We start from the raw sequence: 25,822 nt of genomic DNA on the forward strand, positions 1-25,822 counted from the left end.
TCGGCTGCGCAGCAGTCGTAGACCGGCGGGTCCGGTTTGCCTGATATGCCGTGTGCGGCAATTGGGGCCGCTGCGCAGCCCAGCGGGAGCAAGCTCCCTCGCCACGAGAGCGGGTGTGCACCCGTGTATCTTCGCAGCTTGCGCCGCCGCTGCTTTCTGCAGGATCAAATTCGCTACAGTCGATCCACGCTGGCAAATACAACGCATCACCGTGGCGAGGGAGCTTGCTCCCTCGCCACGAGAGTGGGTGTGCACCCGTTTATCTTCGCAGCTTGCGCCGCCGCTGTTTTCTACAGGATCGGATTCGCCAGAGTCGATCCACGCTGGCAAATACAACGCATCACCGTGGCGAGGGAGCTTGCTCCCGCTCGGCTGCGCAGCAGTCGTAGACCGGCGGGTCCGGTTTGCCTGATATGCCGTATGCGGCAATCTGGGGCCGCTGCGCAGCCCAGCGGGAGCAAGCTCCCTCGCCACGAGAGCGGGTGTGCACCCGTTTATCTTCGCAGCTTGCGCCGCCGCTGTTTTCTGCAGGATCAAATTCGCGGCAGTCGATCCGCGCTGGCAAATACAACGCATCACCGTGGCGAGGGAGCTTGCTCCCGCTCGGCTGCGCAGCAGTCGTAGACCGGCGGGCGCGGTTTGCCTGATATACCGTGTGCGGCAATTGGGGCCGCTGCGCAGCCCAGCGGGAGCAAGCTCCCTCGCCACGATTTGGGGCAGTCGCGGCCCGGCGTTGTTATGGGTAACATAGCGGCCTTTCCCGCAGTCTTTCTGCGCCCTGCCGAATAAGCCCCATTCCATGCCTTTTGAACTCAGCGTCGACCTTTCTACCCTCGCTATCCTTGCCGTCGTCGCGTTCATCGCCGGCTTCATCGATGCCATCGCCGGCGGCGGTGGGCTGCTTACCACGCCGGCGTTGCTGACCGCCGGCCTGCCACCGCACCTGGTGCTGGGCACCAACAAGCTCAGCTCGACCTTCGGCTCAGCCACGGCCAGTTTTACCTTTTACAAGCGCAAGCTGTTTCACCCACGGCAATGGACCCACGCCCTCGTCGGCACGCTGGTCGGTGCCTTGGTCGGCGCCGTCGTTGCTCATTACCTGCCCGCCGAGTGGCTGAACAAGATGCTGCCGGTGATTGTCTTTGCCTGTGGCCTGTACCTGTTGTTCGGCGGCACGCCCAAGGCGCCGCTGGACAGCAATGCGCCGATCAAGAAGACGTGGCAGTCATCCCAGGGTTTCACCTTGGGATTCTACGACGGCGTGGCCGGCCCGGGCACCGGTGCGTTCTGGACCGTCAGCAGCCTGCTGCTCTACCCCATCGACCTGGTCAAGGCCAGCGGCGTGGCCCGCAGCATGAACTTCGTCAGCAACATTGCGGCGCTGTCGGTGTTCATCTTTTCGGGCCAGGTGGATTGGATCATCGGCCTGAGCATGGGCCTGTCGGTGATGGTCGGCGCGTTCTTCGGCGCGCGCACCGCCATCAGCGGCGGCGCGAAGTTCATCCGCCCGGTATTCATCACCGTGGTGCTGGGCCTGACCGTGCGCCTAGCCTGGCAGCACTGGTTCAGCGTGGCCTAGACGTCGGGCGACATACAGGTCGATCAGGTAGCGGGCGATGGAGCGCGAGGCCGGCAACGGCGGCAGGTCATGGACGCTGAACCATTGGGCGTCCTCGATTTCGTCTTCCTGGGGCACGATCTCACCGCCGGCATACTCGGCATGAAAACCCAGCATCATCGAATGGGGAAACGGCCAGCACTGGCTGCCCACGTACTGGATGTTCTTCACTTCGATGCTGACCTCCTCGCGCACCTCCCGGACCAGGCAATCCTCGGCCGACTCGCCCGGCTCGGCAAACCCGGCCAGGGTGCTGTAGACACCGGTGACAAAGCGCGGCGAACGCGCCAGCAAGACCTCATCGCCACGGGTAATCAGCACGATCATGCTCGGCGAGATTCGCGGGTAATGCCGCAGATCGCATGCCTCACAGTACATCGCCCGCTCTCGCGGTACCTGGGTCATGCGCTGGCCGCAACTGCCACAAAAGCGATGTTCGCGAGCCCAGGTGCCGATCTGCGCCGCATAACCCAGCACCTTGAACAGCGTGTGGTCGTCCTCGAGCATGAAGGCCCGCAGGCCTTTCCAGTTGCAGCCGGGAATCTCCAGCGAGCTATGCAGTTCAAGCAGGTAGACCGGCTCGCCGTCGAGATGGCCAATGCCGTGCTCGGCGAGAATCGACACATCCTGGCGCTTCAGCCACTCGCGGGGAAACAGTGCGCCGTTGTCGTCGTAGAGAAAGCCCTCCGGGCTGCGGGCCACGGCCCAGCCGCCCGCGAGGTCGGTGTCGAGTACTGCGGTGGTCCAGCGTGAAATCATGATCGATCAATCCAGAAATTCGGGTTTCTGTTTGCTCATATGGGCGGCCATGGCCACGCGCAGGTCATTCGATTGCAGCATGGCGGCATTCCACGTGGCGACGTATTCCAGCCCGTCGTCGATGCCGTGGTCACGCATGTAGCCAATCATTTCCTTGGTGCCGGCTATGGCGATCGGCGACTTGGCGGCGATTTCCCGGGCGATGCCCATCACTCCGTCAAGCAGGCTGGCGGTATCGCTGTAGACACGATTGACCAGGCCAATGCTGCGCGCTTCGTCGGCACCAAAGGTGCGCCCCGTATAAGCGAGTTCACGCAGCATGCCGTCCCCGATGATCCGGGGCAAGCGTTGCAATGTGCCAACATCGGCCGCCATGCCGATGTCGATTTCCTTGATGGAGAACTGCGCATCCTCGGCCGCGTAGCGCATGTCGCAGGCAGAAATCAGGTCGATGGCACCGCCCAGGCAATAACCCTGGATCGCCGCGAGAACCGGTTTGCGGCAATTGTCCACGGCGTTGAACGAGGCTTGCAGTTCGAGGATCTTGCGCCGCAGCACACGGGCATTACGGCCGACATCCTTGCCCAGTTCGTTCGCCACGCCGGCCAGCATCATCAGGTCGATACCCGAGGAAAAATGCTTGCCGGCACCGCTCAGGACCACCACCCGCACTTCGTCGGTATCGTCGATCCACTGGAAGATCTCGATGATCTCGCTCCAGAACGCGGCGTTCATGGCATTGATCTTGTCGGGGCGATTGATCTGCACATGGGCGATTTTGTCTGCAAGTTCGACGTGGAACGCTTGGTATTGCGACATGGCAGTGATCCTTTACCGGTTGAAAAGAGGCCTGAACTATACCAAGCCATCGCCAAGGGACGTAGGCAGCGCATCGGCCAAAAGCGGGACTGATGGCCTGCGAATCCCCGTGGCGAGGGAGCTTGCTCCCGCTGGGCTGCGCAGCGGCCCCAAAAAGCTGAACGCTAGCTGACTGACACACCGAGGTGGCAGATCCAGGGGCCGCTGCGCAGCCCAGCGGGAGCAAGCTCCCTCGCCACAAAAGTCTGGCGCGATTATGGTTTGTCGCTCGCCTGCAACTGCCCATCCCACCCGCCGCCCAGCGCCGCGATCAGTTGCACGCTGGCGATCAACCGGCTCTGTTGCAGGCTCAGCATGCTGCGTTCGTTGCTCAGGGCGGTGGCCTGGACGGTTACCACGTCGAGATAGCCGATCAAGCCGGCCCGGTACTGGTTCTGGGTCAGGCGCAGGGACTCGCGGGCGGCGTCGAGTGCTTCCTGGCGCACGCGGGCTTCGTCTTCGAGCACCTTGAGCTGGATCATGTAGTTCTCGACTTCGCGAAAACCGTCGAGCACGGTCTGCCGATAGGTCGCCACGGTCTGGTCGTACGCCGCGACGCTGCGGTCGACTTCCGCCGAGCGCTGGCCGCCGTCGAACAGCGTCATCGCCAGCTGTGGCCCGACCGACCAGAAGCGGTTCGGCACACTTATCCAGTTATCGTAGGTACTGCTGCTGTAGCCGCCACTCAGGCTCAGGGTCAGGTCCGGATAATAGGCCGCCTTCGCCACGCCAATGTTGGCGTTGGCGGCCATCACCGAGCGCTCGGCCGACGCGATGTCCGGACGTCGTTCGAGCAATTGCGAGGGCACCGCCACCGGGACCTGCGGCAGCGCCGGGACGTCCTCGGTTTCGGCCAGGCTGAATTCGGCGGGAGGCAGGCCGATCAGCACGGCGATGGCATTTTCGAACTGCGCCCGCTGCCAGATCAGGTCGATCAGGTCGCCCTGGGTGGTCTTGAGCTGGTTCTGCGCCTGGGCCACCGCGTCCTTGCCCGACACCCCGGCGCGGTACTGGTTTTCGGTCATTTTTAATGAGCGCTGATAGTTATCGACCGTGGTCTGCAACAAGCGCTTCTGTTGGTCGATGACCCGTAACTGCAAGTAGTTCTGCACCAGCTCGGACTGCTGGCTCAGGCGCATCGCCGCCAGGTCGGCAAAGCTGGCTTGCGCGCTGGCTTCATCGGCTTCCAGGGTGCGGCGCAACTTGCCCCAGACATCCGCTTCCCAACTCACCCCGGCCTGGGCGCTGTAGGTGTCGCGAATGCCGCTGGAAGAACTGCTCAGGCTCGAACTGCTGCTGCCGGTGCCTTGGCTGGAGCGGTTCTTGCCGACGGTAAGGTCGACCGTTGGGAAAAAAGCTCCCCGCGCACTGCGCGCCAACGCCTGGGCCTGACGATACTGGGCTTCGGCCTGGGCCACGGTCTGGTTGGATGCGTTGAGCTTTGCCACCAGCTCATTCAGCCGGGCGTCGCTGTACAGCTCCCACCAGGCGCCCCGGGCCAAGGCGTCGCTGGGGTTGGCCTGGCGCCACCCTTGGGCTTCCTTGTACTGCACCGGCGCAGCGGCCGCCGGACGCTGGTAATCCGGGCCGATCGCGCAAGCACTGAGCAGCGCCACACACAGCGCCAGGCTCAATACCCGCGAGCCACGGGCGGCTGCCAGCGGTGCGGCAAGGTTGAAAAGCGAACGGTCGGTCATAGCGGAGTTTCCAGGGCAGCATCGGTGCGCACCCCACGCCAGCGGTTGAAGCGGTGGCGCAGGTTATCGAGATAAAGGTAAACCACCGGCGTGGTGTAAAGCGTCAGGACCTGGCTGAACACCAGGCCGCCGATGATGGTCAGGCCCAGCGGCTGGCGCATCTCCGAACCTTCGGCACCGCCGAGCAACAGTGGCAAGGCACCGAGGATCGCCGCCACCGTCGTCATCAGGATCGGCCGCAAGCGCAACAGGCAGGCGCTGCGGATCGACTCCAACGGCGTCTGGCCGGCGCGCTCCAGTTGCAGCGCGAGGTCGATCATCAGGATCGCGTTTTTCTTCACCACGCCAATCAGCAGGAACAGCCCCAGCAGCGAGATCAGGCTGAACTCGCTGCCCAACACGTAGATCGACAGCAACGCGCCAACGCCGGCCGAAGGCAACGTGGACAGGATGGTCAACGGGTGGATGTAGCTTTCATACAGCACGCCCAGGACCAGATACACCGCCAGCAGCGCCCCGAGCACCATGAACGGCTGGCTTTTCTGGGTGGCGGCGAAAGCGTCGGCGGTCCCGGCCATTTTCGCGATGACGTCTTCGGGCATCCCCAGCTTGGCGATCGCCCGTTCAATGGCGGCCGTGCCCTGCTCCACGGTTACGCCTTCGGCCATGTCGAAGGAGATGCCCTCGGAAGCGAACTGGCCTTCGTGGCTGACCCGGTCGTCTTCCAGGCTGTTCTCGTAATGGGCAATTGCGGACAGCGGGACCCGCGCGCCATCGGCGGTAATCACCTGGACCTGTTCGAGGGTATTGGGGTCCTGGGCATATTTGGGATTGACCTCCATGACCACCTGGTACTGGTTGAGGCTGTCGTAGATGGTTGATATCTGCCGCTGGCTGTAGGCGTTGTTCAACACCGATGTGACCATGTCCATGTCGATGCCCAGGCGCTTGGCCTGGTCGCGGTCCACAATCAGGGTTACCTGCTGTGCGCCGCCACCGTCACGGGCATCGATGGCGGTAAGCTCCGGCAAGGCGCGGAACGCAGCGACGACCTTGGGGTACCACTCGCGCAGCGACGCCAGGTCGGCGCTCTGCAGAATGTAGGAATATTGCGAGGTGGTCTGCTCGCGGCCGCCACCAAATTGCAGGTCCTGGTCGGCCATCAGCATCAGCTGGCCGCCGGGCACCTTGGGCATTTCCTTGCGCAGGCGCTCGATGACTTTCTGTGCGGAAATCCGGCGCTCGTTGATCGGCTTGAGGCGCACCAGCATGAAGGCATTGTTGGTGCCGTTGTTGCCGCCGATAAAACCGGCCACGCTCTGTACGGCCTCGTCCTTGAGCACCGCGCGACGGAAGATCTCCATCTTCGGTTGCATCACGTTGAACGACAGCCCGTCGTCACCGCGCACGAAGCCGATCAACTGGCCGGTGTCCTGCTGGGGCATGAAGGTTTTCGGCACCACTACATACAACGCGATGTTCACGCCAATGGTCACCAGCAGGCTGAGCAAGGTCAGGCGCCGATGGCGCAGCACCCAGTCCAGCGTGCGCGCATAACCACGGACCATTCTTTCGTTGGCGCCCTGGCTCCAACGCTGCAAACGGTTCTCCTGCCCTGGCACGTGAGGCTTGAGCCAGCGCGCGCAGAGCATCGGCGTGAGCGTCAGGGACACTATGAGCGAGACGACGATAGCCGCCGCCAGGGTGATGGAAAACTCCCGGAACAGGCTCTCGACGATTCCGCCCATGAACAGGATCGACAGGAACACCGCCACCAGCGAGGCGTTCATCGACAGCAGCGTGAAGCCCACCTCCTCGGCCCCCATATACGCGGCCTTCAGCGGCGGCACGCCCTCATCGATGTGCCGGGAGATGTTTTCCAGCACCACGATGGCATCATCCACCACCAGCCCGGTGGCGAGGATCAACGCCATCAGCGACAAGTTGTTGAGCGAGAAACCGTACAGATACATCACCGCGAACGTGCCCACCAGCGACACCGGCACCGCCAGGGTCGGGATCAGCGAGGCGCGGAAATTGCCGAGAAACAGGAACACCACCAGTACCACCAGGGCGACGGCGATCAGCAAGGTCATTTCCGCTTCGTGCAGGGTCGCCTTGATCACCGGCGAGCGATCCATCGCCAGGTTCAGCTTGACGCTGGCGGGCAACACGGCCTGCAAGGCCGGCAACTGGGCCTTGATCTCGTTGACGGTCTCGATGATGTTGGCGCCGGCCTGGCGATTGATCACCAGCAACACGGCGGCATCATCGTTGAAGAAACCGCTGTTGTAGCGATCCTCGACGCCGTCGCTGACCTTGGCCACGTCCTTGAGCCGCAACACCGAGCCATCCTGGTAGCGGATGATCAGTGTTTCGTAATCCTTGGCCTTTTCCAGCTGGTCGTTGGCCTGGACTTGCCACATCCGCTGGTCGTCCTCGACCGAACCCTTGGGCCGGCGCACGTTGCTGTTGGCAATCGCCGTTCGCACGTCGTCCAGCGCCACGCCGTACTGATTGAGCAATTGCGGCTCCAGTTCGATGCGCACCGCCGGCAGCGAACTGCCGCCGATCTGCACCTCGCCCACGCCCGACACCTGGGACAGGCTCTGGGACAGAATGGTCGAGGCCAGGTCGTAGAGCTGGCCTTTCTCCAGCACATCCGAGGTCAGCGACAGCACCATGATCGGCGCCTGGGACGGGTTGACCTTCTTGTAGGTCGGCATGCTGCGCATCCCGCTGGGCAGCAGGTTGCGCGAGGCGTTGATGGCCGCCTGCACCTCCCGCGCCGCACCGTTGATGTCGCGGTCCAGGTCGAATTGCAGGATCACCCGGGTCGAGCCCTGGCTGGACCGGCTGCTCATGGTGTTGACCCCGGCGATCGCGCCGAAGGAACGCTCCAGCGGCGTCGCCACGGTAGAAGCCATCACCTCGGGACTCGCCCCCGGCAGGTTGGCCTGGACCACGATCACCGGGAAATCCATCTGCGGCAGCGGCGACACCGGCAGCAAGCCAAAGCACACACCGCCGAGCAGCATGATGGCGAAGCTCAGCAGCATGGTTGCTACCGGGCGGCGGATGAAGGGGCCGGAGAGGTTCACTGGTCGCCGCTCCAGCTTTCAACCAACAGGCTCTTGTGGCGAGGGAGCTTGCTCCCGCTGGGTCGCGCAGCGGCCCCTTTTGTGAGCGCTGCGCACTCAAGCGGGAGCAAGCTCCCTCGCCACGGAAAGCACCCACGGAGTCCGGACGTCATACCCGCACCTCTTTCCCCTCAGGCCGGGCAAACCGACGGCCCAGACGATCGAAGTACAGGTAGATCACCGGGGTGGTGAACAAGGTCAACACCTGGCTCACCAGCAATCCCCCCACCATCACCAGGCCCAACGGCTGGCGCAACTCGGCGCCGGAGCCGGTGGCGAGCATCAGGGGCACCGCGCCAAACAGCGCCGCCAGCGTGGTCATCAGGATTGGCCGGAAGCGCAGTAACGCGGCCTGGTAGATGGCCGTCTGCGGATCCAGACCCTGGTTGCGTTCGGCGTCCAGGGCGAAGTCGATCATCATGATCGCGTTTTTCTTGACGATGCCGATCAGCAGGATAATGCCGATGATCGCGATCATGCCCAGGTCATTGCCGGTGAGGATCAACGCCAGCAAAGCGCCGATGGCCGCCGAGGGCAAGGTGGACAGGATGGTGATCGGGTGGATGTAACTTTCGTACAAGACCCCCAGCACGATGTACATGGTCACCACCGCAGCCAGGATCAGCAGCAAAGTGCTCGACAACGATGCCTGAAACGCCTGCGCCGCGCCCTGGAACTCGGTCTGCACGCCCACTGGCATGCCGATGTCCTGCTGGACCTTTTCGATCACCTCCACCGCGTGCCCGAGGGCTACGCCCGGCGCCAGGTTGAACGACATCATCACCGCCGGGAACTGACCGATGTGGGCGATTGCCAGTTGCGCCTGACGCTCTTCGACACGGGCCAGGCTCGACAATCGGACCTGCCCGCCGTCAGTGGTCTTGACGTGGATCTGGTCCAGCGCCTGCGGCCCGAGCTTTTCCCCGGCCTGGGCCTGAAGCACCACACGGTACTGGCTGGCCTGGGTATAGATGGTGGATATCTGTCGCTGGCCGAAAGCGTCGTACAGCGCATCGGTGATGTTCGACACCGACACGCCCAGGCGTGACGCGGCGTCGCGGTCGATGACCAGGTAGACCTGCAGGCCTTTGTCCTGCAGGTCACTGGCGACATCGGTAAGTTCCGGCTGTTGGGCCAGGGCCTCGACCAGGCGACCGCTCCACAGGCTGAGCAACTCGGCGTCCGGCGAAGACAGGCTGAACTGGTACTGGGTGCGGCTGACCCGGTCTTCGATGGTCAGGTCCTGCACCGGCTGCATGAACAGGCGAATGCCCACCAGCCGGTCGAGCTGCGGTTGCAAGCGGGCGATGATCTCGCTGGCGCTGTCGTCCCGCTCGCTGTGGGGCTTGAGGTTGATCAGCAGGCGTCCGCTGTTGAGCGTGGCGTTGTCGCCGTCGACACCGATGTAAGAGGACAGGCTCTGCACCGCCGGGTCGGCGAGGATGACCTTGGCCAGCTGCTGCTGGCGCTCGCTCATGGCGGCGAAGGAAATTGACTGCGGCGCTTCGGAAATGCCCTGGATCACGCCCGTGTCCTGCACCGGGAAAAAGCCCTTGGGCACGGCCAGGTACAACACCACCGTCAGCACCAGGCTGCCCACCGCCACCAGCAGGGTCAGCGGCTGATGCTTGAGCACCCATTGCAACTTGCGCCCGTAGGCGGCGATCAACCAGTCGATCCAGGCACCGCTGGCCCGATAGAAACGGCCCTGCTCCTGTTCCTTGGGCTCGCGCTTGAGCAAGCGGGCGCACATCATCGGCGTCAGGGTCAGGGACACCACCAAAGAAATCAGGATCGCCACCGCCAGGGTGATGGCGAACTCGCGGAACAATCGGCCGACCACGTCCGCCATGAACAACAGCGGGATCAGCACCGCGATCAACGACAGCGTCAGGGAAATCAGGGTGAAACCGATCTGCCTGGCGCCCTTGAGCGCGGCTTGCATCGGGCTGTCGCCCTCCTCGATGAAACGCGCAATGTTCTCCAGCATGACGATGGCATCGTCCACCACAAAACCGGTGGCGATGGTCAGGGCCATCAGGGTCAGGTTGTTGACGGAAAACCCGGCCAGGTACATCACGCCGAATGTACCGATCAGCGACAGCGGCACGGCCACCGACGGAATGATCGTGGCGCTGACCCGCCGCAGGAACAGGAACGTCACCATCACCACCAGGGCAATCGCGATCAGCAGTTCGTGCTGCACATCGGTGACGGAGGCGCGGATGGTCTGGGTGCGGTCGGTCAGCACGGTCACGTCGAGGCCGGCCGGCAGGTTATCGGTGATGCTCGGCAGCAGCGCCTTGATCCGGTCCACCACCTCGATGACGTTGGCCCCGGGCTGGCGCTGGATGTTCAGCAGCACGGCCTGGTTTTCGTTGGCCCAGGCGGCGAGGCGTTCGTTCTCCGCGCCGTCGACGATCTGTGCCACGTCCTTGAGCCGCAATGGCGCGCCGTTGGCGTAGGCCAGGATCAGCTCGGCGTAGTCCTTGGGCGAGGTCAGCTGATCGTTGGCGTCGAGCATCGAGACCCGCGTCGGGCCGTCGAAGTTGCCCTTGGGCTGGTTGACGTTGGAAGCGCCGATCAGGGTCCGCACATCGGCCAGGTTCAGCCCGGCGGCCGCTAGTGCCTCCGGGTTGACCTTGATCCGCACGGCCTGGCGCTGGCCGCCGGCGATGGTCACCATGCCGACGCCGCTGATCTGGGCGATCTTCTGCGCCATGCGCGTGTCCACCAGGTCATTGAGCTTGGGCAGCAGCATGGTCTTGGAGGTGATCGCCAGCGTCAGCACCGGGGTGTCCGCCGGGTTGACCTTGTTGTACACCGGCGGCGCCGGCAGATCGGTTGGCAACAGATTGGTCGCGGCGTTGATCGCGGCCTGCACCTGCTGCTCGGCGACATCCATGTTGATGTCCAGATTGAAACGCAGGGTGATTACCGACGCACCACCGGAACTGGTGGAAGCCATTTGGGTGAGGCCCGGCATCTGCCCGAACTGCCGCTCCAGGGGCGCGGTCACGGCGCTGGTCATGACGTCGGGACTGGCGCCCGGGTACAGCGTCATCACGCGGATGGTCGGGTAGTCGACCTGGGGCAGTGCCGACACCGGCAGCAGCCGATAGGCAATCAGGCCGGCCAGGACAATCGCCAGCATGCTCAACGTGGTGGCGACCGGGCGAAGGATGAACAGCCGCGAGAGATTCATGCGCCGCCCTTTTTCGCCTTGTCGGCCGCGGTCGGCTCAGTCGGGGCCGCGGCCGTCTTGCCTTGCAGGTGTTCGGTCGGCGTGGTCGGCACCTCCTGGCTGTCGTTGACCACTTCCACCTCGCTGCCCTCCTTCAAGCGGTCGGTGCCTTCGAGCACCACCCTGTCGCCGGCGGCCAGGCCCTCGGTGACAATGGTTTTTTCGCCATCGCTGGCACCGATCTTGAGCTTCCTGATGGTGACTTTCTTGTCGCCATCAAGGGCGTAGACGAAGGTGCCGTTGGTGCCGAACTGGATGGCTGCGGTCGGCGCCAGGACCACGCCCTTGAGGGTGTCGGCCAGCAGGCGCACGTTGACGAACTGGTTGGGAAACAGTGACTGGTCGCGGTTTTCGTAGCGCGCCTTGAATTTCAAGGTGCCGGTGGTGACGTCGATCTGGTTGTCCAGGCTTTGCAGAACACCGCTGGCCTGGAGTTTCACATCGCCACGGTCCCAGGCCTCGACCGGTAGTTTCGCTCCGCTGCGATAGCGGGCGAGCACGGTTTCGAGGTTGTTTTCCGGCAGCGTGAACACGACGCTGATGGGCTGGGTCTGGGTGATGACGGCCAGGGCCGTGGTGTCGTTGGCGGCCACCAGGTTGCCGATGTCCAGTTGACGCAAACCTACGCGGCCGCTGATCGGCGCGCGGATCCTGGTAAATTCCAGGTTGAGCTTGGCGTCGTTGACCGCCGCCTGGTTGGTCTTGACCGTCCCCTGGTACTGGCCCACCAGCGCAGCGGCGGTGTCGAGGGTCTGCTTGGCGATACTGTCTTCGGCGTACAGGCCGCGATAGCGTTCCAGGTCGACCTGGGCATTTTTCAGTTGGGCCTGGTTTTGCAGCAGCGTGCCTTCGGCCTGGAGCAAGGCATTCTGGTAAGGACGTGGGTCGATTTCCGCCAGCAGGTCGCCGGCCTTGACCATCTGCCCTTCTTCAAAGGCGATCTTCACCAACTCGCCGCCGACCCGGCTGCGAACGTTGATCGTATTGAGCGCGGTGACCGTGCCCAGCGCCTTGTAATACAGGGGAAAATCCCCGGTGACCGCTGGCGCCACCCGAACCGGAATCGGCCCCGCCGCACTGCCAAACCCCGGCCGCATGCCACCCGAGCGTCCCGCGTGTCCAGCCGCGGTTTTCTGCTCTGCGCCGTTTTTCGGGTCGGTACTGGCGGGCCAGAACTTCCAGGCCAGCAGCGCGATGACCAGTACGACAAACAGGCCGAACAGCCAGCGACGGGATTTGCGGGAAACAGAGGATTGCATGGAGTGGTCAACCATTGGGCGCGTGAGCTTCTTTTACAGGAGGCTGAACGATAAGCACTGGCGGATATTTAGCAAAGCGCCTTTACCGGCAATTTACCTTGGGCTTACATTCCGCCCGGTTAGCTAAAGCCTTGAAACACAAATGAAAACGGCCTGGTCAGGCCAGGCCGTTAACAATTGTAATAAATACTTTATTTCAGAGCAGTTATTTCAAAGCACTTACTTCAGGACAGCCAGCGCCGCGTCGTAGTTCGGCTCTTCGGCGATTTCCTTGACCAGCTCGCTGTGCAGCACGGTGTCGTTTTCATCCAGCACCACCACGGCACGGGCGGTCAGGCCTTTGAGCGGGCCGTCGGCAATGGCTACGCCGTAGTTCTCAATGAACTCGGCACCGCGCAGGGTCGACAGGTTCTGCACGTTTTCAAGGCCTTCGGCACCACAGAAACGGGCCTGGGCGAACGGCAGGTCGGCGGAGATGCACAGCACTACGGTGTTGTTCAGATCGTTGGCCTGGGCGTTGAACTTGCGCACGGAAGTGGCGCAGGTCGGCGTGTCGACGCTTGGGAAAATGTTCAGCACTTTGCGCTTGCCGGCGAAATCCTTCAGGGAAACGTCCGACAGATTGCCGGCAACCAGGGAAAAGGCTGGCGCCTTGGAACCGGCTTGGGGCAACTGGCCGTTGACTTGGACAGGGTTGCCTTTGAGAGTGACTTGAGCCATGAACGGATTCCTTCTGACAGGTTTGAAAATGGTGAGGCCGGAGTTAACCATGAAATGGTGCTCCGACCTATGCCTGCACACAAAAAGTCACGAGTGACCGGGCCTGCTATTTAGCCTTGAGCTGCAAATATGACTGATGCAGATCCGCCGCCCAGCCATCGATGACTCCTTTGACATCATCGGGCTTCATGACCTGGGACTCGTTCGACAACGGTTTACCCGTGCCCTTGCGCACCACCTGGGCGATTACCGCATTATTGCCGCCGTCGAGAAACACCGCTTCGGTGCCCAGGGTGGTTTCCTGGTCACGAATGCCGCTGGCGGTACTGACCGCGGCGGCCACCAGGGCGATCGGAATCACTTCGTAGGGTTTCAGGCCCTCGGTCTTGCTGCTGACCGCGGTGATCGCCGCCCGCACCACCAGGACACCCGGGCCAGGGCTGGTCGCCAGCGGCAGGGACTTGCCGGCTTCACGCTTGAGCGCCTGGTCGTAGTAGCTGGTGATGCCGGCCAACGTTGCCGACGGGATTTTCACCGTCGCTTGCGGCTTGGGGTACAGCTGGGTCGGTTCGATATAGATGCGGGAGTACTTCGCCAGATCGATCTTCGGATCGACCCAGCGCATCACCTCGGCCCCCGACGGCGATTTTTCTTCCTTGAGCCGGCTGTAGTCCCCCAGGAACCCGGAATACTCGTCCGGCTGGGTGACTTTGCTGGAGCAGCCCGCGAGCGCGAGCGAGGCGATGCAAACGGTGCCGATCATGGAGGCGAACTTCATGCTGTTACTCCTGTAAGCCACACCCGACGGGGGGCGGAACTACAGGTATAGCCAATGCGCGGGGTTTTGCCCGGCCAAGCGTATTCAGCTTCGCTCGCGCGGTATAAGACTCTGCAACTGCTGGGCGAGGAAATTTGCATCGAAGACGTAGGTGTCCGGATCTTTCAGCCCGTTGGTCCTGCGCCATTGCCACTGCGTTGATGGCGGCTGGCAAACCAGGGAAATGCTGCCGTGGCGAGTGGCGGTCAGGCCGATGATCGACAAGGAAATCAACCCGCCCGCGCCCATCACATCCGGCACAAACTCAACCGGTTTACCGGTAATGGACAACGTCAGTTTTTCCGTCTTGAAAGTCGACGTCTCGGCAGGAACACTCGGCCCATGGGCGACATACGCGCCACGGCTCAACTCCAGCAGGTTCGGCGCAAGGACCGGCGCCAACCATTGCTCGATCTGCCCGTACAATGCCTCGATTCGCTCAGCCCATACCGCCGAGTGGGCCTGGTGCTGCTGCTTCTTGTGCGCTTCGCTGTCGGCGTAGTGGCGGAGCATTTCGCCCAATTGCTGTACATCGTCCATGGCGCTGTTCCTTTATCAAGGGGGTGTTGCGAAGCGCGATGATGACAGGTTCCCACGGCTGCGTACGTAAAAGAACCGTGCCGCCACCTTCGCGAGCAGGCTTGCTCCCACAACGGACCGAAGGCACCGACGATCATGCCCTCCTGCCTCGATTGCCCAGCTTTTGTGGCGAGGGAGCTTGCTCCCGCTGGGTTGCGAAGCAGCCCCAATTGTCGAATGCGTTCTGCCTGATGCACCGAGGTTCTTGGTTTCAGGGCTGCTGCGCAGCCCAGCGGGAGCAAGCTCCCTCGCCACGGTTTTAGGATGGCTGCGCAGTACGTGACTCCGTGTCCCCGTGGGAGCGAGCCTGCTCGCGAAGGGGCCTCAGGCTTTATTGGATAAATTACTGATGCTGCACCTGCACCATCGAGCTCACCTGCACCCGCGCGTGCATCTGCTCCGCTCCGCCGCCCCGGCGCATGCCGCGCACCGGGCAGGCGTCGAGATAGTCCAGGCCGATCGCCAGTTTCAGGTGGCGATCGGGACGGGTCAGGCGATTGGTTACGTCGAAACTGTACCAGCCATCCCCCAGCCAGGCTTCAGCCCAGGCATGGCTCGCCAGGTGGTTTTCGTCTTCGGTGCACAGGTAGCCGGACACATACCGCGCCGGCACGCCCAGGCTGCGGGCACACGCCACGAATGCATGGGCGTGGTCCTGGCAGACGCCGGCACCGCCGGCAAACGCCTCGGCCGCCGTGCTGCTGACCGCGGTAGTGCCGGGAAGGTAGGCCATGCGATCGGCAAGGCCATTCATCAAGTCGGCCAGCGCCGAACGATCACGCCGTGCCCCGCACCGGGCCACGGCGAAAGCGCTGAGGCTCTCATCGGCCTGGCTGAGACGGCTGGTGCGCAGGAACGGCAGCGGTGACTGGCTGTCAGGCTCCATCTCGACGGTCTGGTCGATCTGCACTTCACCGTAAGCGGTCAGTACCAGAGCCCCATGAGGCTCGTCCATGGTCATGACATGCAGGATGTTGCCGTAAGGATCGAGCTGGCTGCGCACCAGGCGTGGCAACTCCAGGTGCCATTGCAGAATGCGCTGGCGCGGGCTGTCCTTGGGCGTCAGGCGCAGGAACTGGATGCTGGTGCAGACTTCGTCGGCATAGCTGTAGGTCGTGTCGTGGCGAATGGACAATTTCATACCACCTCCAGGTAGGCATCGTGGACGGTCTGGCCCAGGTGGCGGATCTGGCCGATGAGTTCGGTCAGCCATTGATGCAGGCCCGACGCGAGAATCTCGTCGATGCCGGAATAACGCAGGCGCGCATTCAATTCCGCGGCCAGGCGCTGGGCCGGACGACCGTTGTTGCCAGGCAGGCTGGCGAGGATATGGTCCAGTTCTTCGATGCACGCATGCAGCGAGCGCGGCACGTCGGCCCGCAGCAGCAACATCTCCGACACCTGCTCGGCGTTGGGTGCGTTACGGTAGATCTCGTTGAACGCCTCGAACGAAGACAGCGCCCGCAACAAGGCACTCCATTGGTAATAGCCGCGCGCCGAGTTGTCGCTGACCTCCTCCGACTCCTCGCCGAACATCTCGTAACGCGCGTCCAGCAGGCGCAAGGTGTTGTCCGCGCGCTCGATGAAGGTTCCCAGGCGAATGAAACTGTAGGCGTCGTTGCGCATGATCGTGCCCGACGTCGCGCCGCGGAACAGGTGCGAACGCTCCTTGACCCATTCGCAGAAATGGCTGATGCCGTAGCGGCCCAGGCCGTTACTGGCGATGTTGCGCATCTCCAGCCAGGTGGCGTTGATGTTTTCCCACATGTCGGCAGTGATGCGTCCGCGCACGGCGTGGGCATTGGTGCGCGCGGCACGCAGGCAGCTATAGATACTGCCGGGGTTGGCTTCATCCAGAGCAAAGAAATGCAGCATGCGCTCGCTGTTGAGCGCGTCATAACGGGCGTTGTAATCGTCCAGCGTACCGGCCGCCAGCAGCGACATCGCCAGCTCGGCATGCCCGTCGCTGCGCCCGGCCTGGGGCATCAACGACAGCGAATAACTGACTTCGAGCATACGCGCCAGGTTCTCGGCGCGCTCCAGGTAGCGGGACATCCAATAGAGGTCCGAAGCGGTTCTTGAAAGCATGTCTTAGTCCTCCACTACCCAAGTGTCCTTGGTGCCGCCACCCTGGGACGAGTTCACCACCAGCGAGCCTTCGCGCAGCGCCACGCGGGTCAGGCCGCCCGGTACCAGGCGGGTTTCCTTGCCGGACAGCACGAACGGACGCAGGTCGATGTGGCGCGGGGCGATGCCGCTTTCGACAAAAGTCGGGCACGTGGACAGGCTCAAGGTCGGCTGGGCGATGTAGGCCTCGGGCCGGGCCTTGAGACGGGCACGGAAATCCTCGATCTCCGCTGCGGTGGCCGCCGGCCCCACCAGCATGCCGTAGCCGCCGGAGCCCTGGGTTTCCTTGACCACCAGGTCGGGCAGGTTCGCCAGTACATGGGACAGGTCCTGGGGTTTGCGGCACTGCCAGGTGGGCACGTTCTTCAGGATCGGCTCTTCGGTGAGGTAGAAGCGGATCATCTCGTCGACATAGGGGTAGATCGACTTGTCGTCCGCCACGCCAGTGCCGACGGCGTTTGCCAGCACCACGTTGCCGGAACGATAGACCGCGACCAGCCCGGGCACGCCGAGCATCGAATCGGGATTGAACGACAGCGGATCAAGGTAGGCGTCGTCAAGGCGACGGTAAATCACATCCACCTGCTGGGGGCCAGCGGTGGTGCGCATATAAACGTGGTCGTCACGCACGAACAGGTCGGCGCCCTCTACCAGCTCCACGCCCATTTCCCGGGCCAGGAACGCATGTTCGAAATAGGCACTGTTGAAACGCCCTGGGGTCAGCACCACGGCGGTAGGGTTGTCGAGTGGACTTGAGCTTTTGAGGGTATCGAGCAGCAGGTTCGGATAGTGGTCGATGGGCGCCACGCGCTGGGCGGCGAACAATTCTGGGAACAGGCGCATCATCATCTTGCGGTCTTCGAGCATGTAGCTCACGCCGCTGGGCGTGCGCAGGTTGTCCTCCAGCACGTAGTAGCTGCCGTCGCCGTCGCGAACCAGGTCGACACCGGCAATGTGCGCGTAGATGCCACGGTGCAGGTCCAGGCCCTGCATTGCGATCTGGTAGCCCTCGTTAGCCAGCACTTGCTCGGCCGGGATGATGCCTTCCTTGAGGATGCGTTGCCCGTGGTAGATATCGGCCAGGAACATGTTCAGGGCCTGGACCCGCTGGATGCAGCCACGCTCGACCGTCTGCCATTCGCTGGCCTTGATGCTGCGGGGGATGATGTCGAAGGGGATCAGGCGCTCGGTGCCCTGCTCGTCGCCGTAGAGGGTGAACGTGATGCCCGCGCGATGAAACAGCAGGTCGGCTTCGCGGCGGCGTTGCTCCAACAGCTCCAGCGGCGTATCCGCCAGCCAGCGCGAGAAGGCTTGGTAATGCGGGCGGCAGTCACCCTGTGCGTCATACATTTCATTGAAAAAAGCGTGGGGCATAGCCAACTCCCAGCCGTGTCGTACACGGCATTTCTTATGACTTCGTCATTTCACCAGTCTGGCCTTGCCTTGTTTGATGAGCCTGTTCCTTGGAGCACCTCTTGGTTCTTGCGTCTTTGAGCCGTAGCAAACGCTGTGCCTAAGCGCGGGGGGCATCCACACAATGCTGGAAAAAACGGCGCGCAACGCTGAAAAAGCGAAATTTCTTTTCTATTTGACGGCAAAAATCGGTTTGCAGGCTGAAACGTTTATTTCAGTGCCCGGCGTCGATGCCACAAACGGGTCGAATCGGTGCAGTCGGGCGGGAAGTTGGCCTCGGATGCCCTGAAAAGGGGAAATTTATACCCAGCGGCAAAAATGGCCGGGTTTACCCAACGATAGCTCAAGCGCCGAGATTTCGCGGGAAAGCACATCGTGGCGAGGGAGCTTGCTCCCGCTGGGGCGCGAAGCGGACCCGGCAACCTTCACCTGTTAAACCGAATGGGCTTCTTTGCGGCGACTGCGTCGCCGAGCGGGAGCAAGCTCCCTCGCCACGGGGTTCCCTGGCATCCTCAAGACCTCCTGCCCGCCCCCAGCCTTCCGTCGCCTCCCCTCGCACAAATCCTAAGTCGCCACTTGCACCAACAGTATTATGGTATACCATCATACGCACAGACACTTTCCCCCACGGAGCAGCTCATGAGTTTCGAAATTCGCAAGATCGTCAGCTATGTCGAAGAAACCTTCATCGAAGGTGGCAAGGCTACCGACAAGCCGGTGACCATGGTCGGGCTGGCGGTGGTCATGAAGAACCCTTGGCTGGGCCGTGGTTTTGTCGAAGACCTGAAACCCGAGATCCGCGCCAATTGCTCCGATCTCGGCGCGCTGATGGTCGAGCGCCTGGTGGGCATCATCGGCGGTGCGCAAAAGATCGAAGCCTATGGCAAGGCCGCGGTCGTCGGTGCCGACGGCGAGATCGAGCACGCCTCCGCCGTGATCCATACCCTGCGTTTCGGCAACCATTACCGCGAGGCGGTCAAGGCCAAGAGCTACCTGAGCTTCACCAACAAGCGCGGCGGCCCCGGCACCTCGATCCAGATCCCGATGATGCACAAGGACGACGAAGGCCTGCGCTCTCACTACATCACCCTGGAAATGCAGATCGAAGACGCTCCACGCGCCGACGAAATCGTCGTGGTGCTGGGCTGCGCCGATGGCGGGCGCCTGCATCCACGCATCGGCAATCGTTACATCGACCTGGAAGAGCTGGCCGCCGAACAGGCCCAGTGATCCCACCGGGGCAACCACAATAAAAAAGGCATGCAGGAGCGCTCCATGATTCGGCTCACCGCTGAACTCACCCCGGCCGGCACCAGTTACCTGGCAACCGGCCAAGGCCAGCCCGTGGTCCTGATCCACGGCGTGGGCCTGAACAAAGAAATGTGGGGCGGCCAGGTCGTTGGCCTGGCCACGAAGTATCGCGTCATCGCCTACGACATGCTCGGCCATGGCGCCAGCCCGCGCCCTGCCACCGACACTGGCCTGCTCGGGTACGCCGATCAGCTGCTGGAGTTGCTGGACCACTTGCAACTGCCCCAGGCCAGCGTGATCGGCTTTTCCATGGGCGGCCTGGTGGCACGCGCCTTCGCCTTGCACTATCCGCAACGCCTGCAAGGCCTGGTGGTGCTCAACAGCGTGTTCAACCGCAGCGCCGAACAACGCGCGGGGGTCATCGCCCGCACCGCCCAGGCCGCCGAGCATGGGCCGGACGCCAACGCCGAAGCCGCACTGTCGCGCTGGTTCAGCCGCGAATACCAGGCGGCCAATCCGGCGCAGATCGCCGCGCTGCGCCAGACCCTGGCGCAGAACGACCCCCAGGGTTACCTGACCACCTATGAGCTGTTCGCCACCCAGGACATGTACCGCGCCGACGACCTGGGCAGCATCCAGGCGCCGACGTTGATTGCCACCGGCGAACTGGACCCCGGCTCGACCCCGGAAATGGCCCGGCAACTGGCCGAGCGGATTCCCGGCGCCACGGTTGCCGTGCTCGCCGAGCAACGGCATATGATGCCGGTAGAGTCGCCGCGCCTGGTCAACCAGTTGCTGCTGGAATTCCTCGACACGGCCAATACCCGACAAAATCCAATAAAGGGGATCGTTGCATGACACTCGCACGCTTTTCGATGTGCATCGGCGGTGAATGGGTCGATGCGCTGTCCGGCAAGACCTTCGAGAGCCTGAACCCGGCGCTGGCCGAGCCCTGGGCCGAGCTGCCCGATGCCGACGAAGCCGATGTCGATCGCGCCGTACAAGCCGCACAAACGGCTTTTGACAGCCCGGCCTGGCGCGGACTGACCGCCACTGCTCGGGGCAAACTGCTGCGCCGTCTCGGTGACCTGATCGCCGAAAACAAGGAAAAACTGGCCCAGCTCGAAAGCCGCGACAACGGCAAGCTGATCCGTGAAACCCGTGGCCAGGTCGGCTACCTGCCGGAATTTTTCCACTACACCGCAGGGCTCGCCGACAAGCTCGAAGGCGGCACCCTGCCCCTCGACAAGCCGGACCTGTTCGCCTACACCGTGCACGAAGCCATGGGCGTGGTCGCCGCGATCATCCCCTGGAACAGCCCGCTGTACCTCACCGCCATCAAGCTCGCCCCGGCGCTGGCGGCCGGCAACACCATCGTGATCAAGCCGTCCGAGCACGCCTCGGCGACGATCCTGGAACTCGCTCGCCTGGCCCTGGAAGCCGGGATCCCGCCGGGCGTGGTCAACGTCATCACCGGCTACGGCCCGAGCACCGGCGCCGCCCTCACCCGCCATCCGCTGGTACGCAAGATCGCCTTCACCGGCGGCGCGGCCACGGCCCGGCATGTGGTGCGCAGCAGCGCCGAGAACTTCGCCAAGCTGTCATTGGAGCTGGGCGGCAAGTCGCCCAACATCATCTTTGCCGACGCCGACCTCGACAGCGCCATCAACGGTGCGATTGCCGGGATCTACGCCGCCTCCGGCCAGAGCTGCGTGTCCGGCTCGCGATTGCTGGTACAGGACGAAATCTACGACGAGTTCGTCTCGCGCCTGGTCGAGCGCGCCCAGCGCATTCGCATCGGCAACCCCCAGGAAGACGCCAGCGAAATGGGCCCCATGGCCACCGCGCAGCAACTGGCCGTGGTCGAAGGCCTGGTGGCCGACGCGATTGCCGAAGGCGCGCGCTTGCGCTTGGGCGGCAAGCGTCCGCCGAACCTGGGAGACGGCTGGTTCTACGAGCCGACCCTGTTCGAGTGCGATCGCAATTCGATGAAAATCATGCAGGAAGAAGTCTTCGGCCCGGTGGCGTCGGTCATTCGTTTCAAGGACGAAGCCGAAGCCCTGGCGATCGCCAACGACTCGCAGTTCGGCCTCGCCGCCGGCATCTGGACCCGTGACCTGGGCCGCGCCCATCGCCTGGCCCGGGACGTGCGATCCGGGATCATCTGGGTCAACACCTACCGCGCGGTCTCGGCCATGGCGCCAATCGGCGGGTTCAAGAACAGTGGCTACGGACGCGAAAGCGGCATCGATTCAGTGCTGGCCTATACCGAGCTGAAGACGGTGTGGATCAACCTTTCCCAGGCGCCCATGCCTGACCCGTTCGTGATGCGCTAGGAGTCCTGAGAAATGATCGAACCCGGCATCTACAAAGAAGTCATGAGCTCGTTCCCGTCCGGCGTCACGGTGGTTACCACCCTGGACCCGGAGGGCAATATCGTCGGCATCACCGCCAGCGCTTTCAGCGCCTTGTCCATTGACCCGGCGCTGGTGCTGTTCTGTCCCAACTATGCCTCCGATACGTACCCGATCCTGCGCGACAGCAAGCAGTTCGCGATCCACTTGCTGTCCGCCGACCAGACCGCCGAAGCCTACGCCTTCGCCGGCAAAGGCAAGGACAAGGCCAAAGGCATCGACTGGCACCTGAGCGATTTGGGCAATCCGTTGCTGGGTAAAGCCACGGCAATCATCGAGTGCGAGCTGTGGCGTGAATACGACGGTGGCGATCACGCGATCATCGTCGGCGCGGTGAAGAACCTGATCCTGCCCGCGCAACCGGTCACGCCGATGATCTACCACAAAGGCAAGCTGGGCCCGCTGCCCGCGCTGGCTTGAGGGCTGCACATATCCCCCTGTGGGAGCGAGCCTGCTCGCGAAGGCGGTGGATCAGCTGGTGATGATGCGTCTGACACAGCGCTTTCGCGAGCAGGCTCGCTCCCACAGGTCCATCAGTATTTTCGGGGATTCGTATGAGCAACGAAAAATACCAGCAAGGCCTGAAGATCCGCACCCAGGTGCTGGGACAGGACTACGTCAACCGCGCCATCGAGAACGCCGACGATTTCACCCGGCCGCTGCAGGAAATGGTCACGGAATATTGCTGGGGTCATGTCTGGGGCCGCGAGGGTTTGTCGCTCAAGGAGCGCAGCATGATCAACCTGGCGATGATCTCGGCGCTCAATCGTCCGCACGAACTCAAGCTGCATGTGCGCGGCGCCTTGCGTAACGGACTGAGTCGTGAGCAAATACGCGAAATTCTGCTTCAGGTCGGCATTTATTGCGGCGTCCCCGCTGCCGTAGACAGTTTCCGGCTTGCCCGCGAAGCCTTCGCCGAAGCCGACGCCGAGGCCTCCAGTCAACCCTCGGCTGTTTGAACTGAACGAGCATGGATGTTTGCCCGTTTTGCATGGACAGCCACATCACAGAGCGGACCCCATGAAACGCCTGCCACTCGACGACAGCTTCAAGGTCAATCGCAACCCCGTTACCCTGCGCGAGATCGTGCTGGATAAACTGCGAAGCGCCATCATGAACTTCCAGCTGCTGCCGGGCGATCGCCTGGTTGAACGCGACCTGTGCGACCGCCTGGGCGTGAGCCGTACGTCGGTGCGTGAAGCCCTGCGTCACCTCGAATCCGAAGGCCTGGTGGAGTTCGCCGATGCCAAGGGTCCACGGGTGGCGATCATCACCCTGGCCGACGCCGGTGACATCTATGAGCTGCGTTGCGTGCTCGAAGGCCTGATCGTCCAGTTGTTCACCCTGCGGGCCAAGGCCAAGGACATCAAGGCGCTGGAAAAAGCCCTCGAGGAAAACCGCAAGGCCCTCAAGGACGGCGAGCTGCAGCAGGTGCTGGATTCGGTCCAGGGTTTCTACGACGTACTGCTTGAAGGTTCCGGCAATCATGTTGCCGCCACCCAGTTGCGCCAGTTGCAGGCGCGCATCAGCTACCTGCGGGCGACGTCGGTGTCCCAGGAAAACCGCCGTGGCAGCAGCAACCAGGAAATGGAACGCATGGTCGAGGCGATCAAGAGTGGCGATCCGCTGGTGGCCCACCAGGCCTGCGTCGATCACGTACGCGCCGCCGCCAAGGTCGCGCTGGAATACCTCAAGCGCCAGCAGGAAGAGACCGGCAACATCCCGGAAATCACCGCGCCCATCGCGTTGAAAGAACCGCGCATAGGACGCTGATCATGTTCAGCCCGAGCTTTTGTCCAAAGTGTGGCGGCACTGACTTGAGCCAGCGCCTGCCAGCGGGCGATACCCATGAGCGGCTGATGTGCGGCGGCTGCGGCTACATCCACTACGTGAACCCGAAGATCATCGCCGGCTGCATCATCGAACAGGACGGCAAGTACCTGTTGTGCCAACGCGCCATCCCGCCACGCCCCGGCACCTGGACACTGCCGGCCGGCTTCATGGAAGGCAACGAGACCACCGAGCAGGCGGCCCTGCGTGAAGTCTGGGAAGAGACCGGCGTGCGCGCCGAAATCATCTCGCCCTACTCGATTTTCAGCGTGCCGAAAATCAGCGAGGTGTACATCATCTTCCGCGCCATCGCGCTGGAAATCACCGGCGAGTTCGGCGCGGAAACCCTCGCCTGCCAATTCTTCGCTGCCGAAGACATCCCATGGGACAGCATCTATTACCCGGCCATCCGGCAGATCCTCGAACGTTACATCGAGGAACGCCAGGCCGGGGTCTACGGCATCTACATGGGCAACGACGACAGCGGCAAGATTCACTTCATCCGCTGACGCCTGCGGTCAGGGCGCCACGCCCTCGACGATGATCACCTCGGCCCGCGCCACACCTTCACGGTGCTTCTTCGCCTGCTGATACTCCTCGCAGTGATAGCAGGCCAGCGCCTGTTCGTAGGAATCGAATTCGATCACCACGCTGCGCTGCGGCGTGGCCCTGCCTTCCATCGCTTCGCTGCGTCCGCCTCGGGCGAGCATCCGTGCGCCATACAAGGCAAACGCCGCTGGCGCGCGCTGGGTGTATTGGCTGTATTGATCGGGGTCGCTGACATCCACATGAGCAATCCAGTACGCCTTCATAGTGACCTCTGTGTTTGTTTTGTATTATGGTATACCACAAGCTGTTTCCATCCTGCACCCTCCAAAACAAAGAGAGCCCGCCATGGCCTTTAACAGCATTGAGGAAATCATCGAAGACTACCGCCTGGGCAAGATGGTGTTGCTGGTGGATGACGAAGATCGGGAAAACGAAGGCGACCTGCTGCTCGCCGCCGATTGTTGCAATGCCCAGGCGATCAGCTTCATGGCCCGCGAAGCACGCGGGCTGATCTGCCTGACCCTGACCGACGAACACTGCCAGCGCCTGGGCCTCGAACAGATGGTGCCGAGCAACGGCAGCGTGTTCAGCACCGCGTTCACGGTGTCCATCGAGGCCGCCACGGGTGTGACCACAGGTATCTCCGCCGCTGACCGGGCGCGCACCGTCGCCGCCGCTGTTGCTCGTGACGCGGGGCCGGCCGACATTGTCCAGCCGGGGCATATCTTCCCGCTGCGGGCCAAGGAAGGCGGCGTACTGACCCGCGCCGGGCATACCGAAGCCGGATGCGACCTGGCGCGCCTGGCAGGCTTCACGCCGGCATCGGTGATTGTCGAAGTCATGAACGATGACGGCACCATGGCGCGCCGGCCGGACCTGGAAATTTTCGCCCGCAAGCACGGGATCAGGATCGGCACCATCGCCGACCTGATCCACTACCGCCTGAGCACCGAGCACACGGTGGTGCGCATCGGTGAACGGGAACTGCCGACGGTGCATGGCACCTTCCGCTTGTTCACCTTCGAAGACCGCATCGAAGGCGGCGTGCATATGGCGATGGTCATGGGCGATATCCGTCGGGAAGAGCCGACGCTGGTGCGCGTGCATGTGATCGACCCACTGCGGGACCTGGTGGGTGCCGAGTACAACGGGCCTTCCAACTGGACGTTGTGGGCGGCCCTGCAGAGAGTGGCGGAGGAAGGTTGCGGCGTGGTGGTGGTGCTGGCCAACCACGAGTCATCCCAGGCGTTGCTCGAGCGTGTGCCGCAGCTCACCCAGCCGCCCCGCCAGTTCAGCCGTTCCCAATCGCGCATCTATTCTGAAGTAGGCACTGGCGCGCAGATTCTGCAGGACCTGGGTGTTGGCAAGCTGCGGCATCTCGGGCCACCGCTTAAGTATGCCGGGTTGACCGGGTACGACCTGGAGGTGGTGGAGAGCATTGCTTTTACCGGATAGCCGGGAGGATACACATAGGCCCTGTGGGAGCGAGCCTGCTCGCGAAAGCGGCATGCCAGGCAACATTGAAGTCGACTGAACGACCGCTTTCG

The 25,822-nt window shown here is 63.0% G+C and carries 22 protein-coding genes; 9 read left to right on the forward strand and 13 right to left on the reverse strand.

Annotated elements, in window-relative coordinates:
• Positions 1-799: 799 nt before the first annotated feature.
• On the forward strand, positions 800-1,579 hold the full coding sequence (locus M1E16_RS16240) for a TSUP family transporter (protein WP_305500574.1): 780 nt from the start codon (positions 800-802) through the stop codon (positions 1,577-1,579).
• On the opposite strand, the gene nudC is transcribed toward M1E16_RS16240, so the two are convergent.
• From nudC to M1E16_RS16300, 12 genes are all read right to left on the reverse strand, one after another.
• Complete coding sequence (gene nudC, locus M1E16_RS16245) at positions 1,547-2,377, reverse strand: NAD(+) diphosphatase (protein WP_434573743.1); 831 nt, start codon at positions 2,375-2,377, stop codon at positions 1,547-1,549. The two genes, M1E16_RS16240 and nudC, sit on opposite strands and share 33 nt — an antisense overlap.
• A gap of 6 nt (positions 2,378-2,383) precedes the next feature.
• On the reverse strand, positions 2,384-3,196 hold the full coding sequence (locus M1E16_RS16250; RefSeq protein WP_434601012.1) for a crotonase/enoyl-CoA hydratase family protein: 813 nt from the start codon (positions 3,194-3,196) through the stop codon (positions 2,384-2,386).
• A 254-nt stretch (positions 3,197-3,450) separates the two neighbouring features.
• The gene (locus M1E16_RS16255) at positions 3,451-4,932 is read right to left on the reverse strand and encodes an efflux transporter outer membrane subunit (RefSeq protein ID WP_434697526.1); all 1,482 of its coding nucleotides are present in this window, start codon (positions 4,930-4,932) and stop codon (positions 3,451-3,453) included.
• The gene (locus M1E16_RS16260; protein WP_434630454.1) at positions 4,929-8,033 is read right to left on the reverse strand and encodes an efflux RND transporter permease subunit; all 3,105 of its coding nucleotides are present in this window, start codon (positions 8,031-8,033) and stop codon (positions 4,929-4,931) included. The genes M1E16_RS16255 and M1E16_RS16260 overlap by 4 nt, the downstream gene beginning before the upstream one ends.
• A gap of 148 nt (positions 8,034-8,181) precedes the next feature.
• Positions 8,182-11,277 carry an MdtB/MuxB family multidrug efflux RND transporter permease subunit gene (locus M1E16_RS16265; RefSeq protein ID WP_458127869.1) on the reverse strand — a complete coding sequence of 1,032 codons (3,096 nt, stop codon included), beginning with the start codon at positions 11,275-11,277 and terminating at the stop codon, positions 8,182-8,184.
• Positions 11,274-12,590 carry an MdtA/MuxA family multidrug efflux RND transporter periplasmic adaptor subunit gene (locus M1E16_RS16270; protein ID WP_458127870.1) on the reverse strand — a complete coding sequence of 439 codons (1,317 nt, stop codon included), beginning with the start codon at positions 12,588-12,590 and terminating at the stop codon, positions 11,274-11,276. The genes M1E16_RS16265 and M1E16_RS16270 overlap by 4 nt, the downstream gene beginning before the upstream one ends.
• Before the next feature lie 204 nt (positions 12,591-12,794).
• Positions 12,795-13,295, reverse strand: a complete 501-nt coding sequence (gene tpx / locus M1E16_RS16275) for a thiol peroxidase (RefSeq protein WP_434630446.1) — start codon at positions 13,293-13,295, stop codon at positions 12,795-12,797.
• A gap of 106 nt (positions 13,296-13,401) precedes the next feature.
• Positions 13,402-14,073, reverse strand: a complete 672-nt coding sequence (locus M1E16_RS16280; RefSeq protein ID WP_305500564.1) for a DUF3313 domain-containing protein — start codon at positions 14,071-14,073, stop codon at positions 13,402-13,404.
• 84 nt (positions 14,074-14,157) lie between these two features.
• Complete coding sequence (locus M1E16_RS16285) at positions 14,158-14,652, reverse strand: hypothetical protein (protein ID WP_434573732.1); 495 nt, start codon at positions 14,650-14,652, stop codon at positions 14,158-14,160.
• 382 nt (positions 14,653-15,034) lie between these two features.
• Positions 15,035-15,832, reverse strand: coding sequence for a transglutaminase family protein (locus M1E16_RS16290; RefSeq protein ID WP_434601019.1), 798 nt, complete (start codon positions 15,830-15,832; stop codon positions 15,035-15,037).
• Positions 15,829-16,779, reverse strand: coding sequence for an alpha-E domain-containing protein (locus M1E16_RS16295; RefSeq protein WP_305500558.1), 951 nt, complete (start codon positions 16,777-16,779; stop codon positions 15,829-15,831). Before M1E16_RS16295 ends, M1E16_RS16290 begins: the two co-directional genes overlap by 4 nt.
• Before the next feature lie 3 nt (positions 16,780-16,782).
• Entirely contained in the window at positions 16,783-18,192 is a 1,410-nt protein-coding gene (locus M1E16_RS16300) for a circularly permuted type 2 ATP-grasp protein (protein WP_305500557.1), read from the reverse strand.
• Between the two features lie 678 nt (positions 18,193-18,870).
• On the opposite strand from M1E16_RS16300, the gene M1E16_RS16305 reads away from it, so the two are divergent.
• The 7 genes from M1E16_RS16305 to M1E16_RS16335 all read left to right on the forward strand — a co-directional run bounded on the left by M1E16_RS16305 (position 18,871) and on the right by M1E16_RS16335 (position 24,235).
• Entirely contained in the window at positions 18,871-19,461 is a 591-nt protein-coding gene (locus M1E16_RS16305; protein ID WP_305500555.1) for an amino acid synthesis family protein, read from the forward strand.
• A 45-nt stretch (positions 19,462-19,506) separates the two neighbouring features.
• The gene (locus tag M1E16_RS16310) at positions 19,507-20,340 is read left to right on the forward strand and encodes an alpha/beta fold hydrolase (protein WP_434697520.1); all 834 of its coding nucleotides are present in this window, start codon (positions 19,507-19,509) and stop codon (positions 20,338-20,340) included.
• Positions 20,337-21,818, forward strand: a complete 1,482-nt coding sequence (locus tag M1E16_RS16315; protein WP_434573723.1) for an aldehyde dehydrogenase — start codon at positions 20,337-20,339, stop codon at positions 21,816-21,818. The genes M1E16_RS16310 and M1E16_RS16315 overlap by 4 nt, the downstream gene beginning before the upstream one ends.
• Positions 21,819-21,830: 12 nt before the next feature.
• On the forward strand, positions 21,831-22,316 hold the full coding sequence (locus tag M1E16_RS16320) for a flavin reductase family protein (RefSeq protein WP_305500551.1): 486 nt from the start codon (positions 21,831-21,833) through the stop codon (positions 22,314-22,316).
• A gap of 134 nt (positions 22,317-22,450) precedes the next feature.
• Positions 22,451-22,855: a carboxymuconolactone decarboxylase family protein gene (locus M1E16_RS16325; RefSeq protein WP_305500549.1), complete on the forward strand. Its 405-nt coding sequence runs from the start codon at positions 22,451-22,453 to the stop codon at positions 22,853-22,855.
• Positions 22,856-22,916: 61 nt separating this feature from the next.
• On the forward strand, positions 22,917-23,669 hold the full coding sequence (locus tag M1E16_RS16330) for a GntR family transcriptional regulator (protein ID WP_305500548.1): 753 nt from the start codon (positions 22,917-22,919) through the stop codon (positions 23,667-23,669).
• A gap of 2 nt (positions 23,670-23,671) precedes the next feature.
• Entirely contained in the window at positions 23,672-24,235 is a 564-nt protein-coding gene (locus M1E16_RS16335) for an NUDIX hydrolase (protein WP_305500547.1), read from the forward strand.
• 9 nt (positions 24,236-24,244) lie between these two features.
• On the opposite strand, the gene M1E16_RS16340 is transcribed toward M1E16_RS16335, so the two are convergent.
• A complete protein-coding gene (locus M1E16_RS16340) occupies positions 24,245-24,538 on the reverse strand; it encodes a DUF1330 domain-containing protein (protein ID WP_434697516.1) in 294 nt (97 codons plus the stop codon).
• An 82-nt stretch (positions 24,539-24,620) separates the two neighbouring features.
• On the opposite strand from M1E16_RS16340, the gene ribBA reads away from it, so the two are divergent.
• Positions 24,621-25,730, forward strand: a complete 1,110-nt coding sequence (gene ribBA, locus M1E16_RS16345; protein WP_458127871.1) for a bifunctional 3,4-dihydroxy-2-butanone-4-phosphate synthase/GTP cyclohydrolase II — start codon at positions 24,621-24,623, stop codon at positions 25,728-25,730.
• The last annotated feature ends 92 nt before the right edge of the window (positions 25,731-25,822 follow it).

Source organism: Pseudomonas sp. Z2-11, assembly GCF_054161305.1.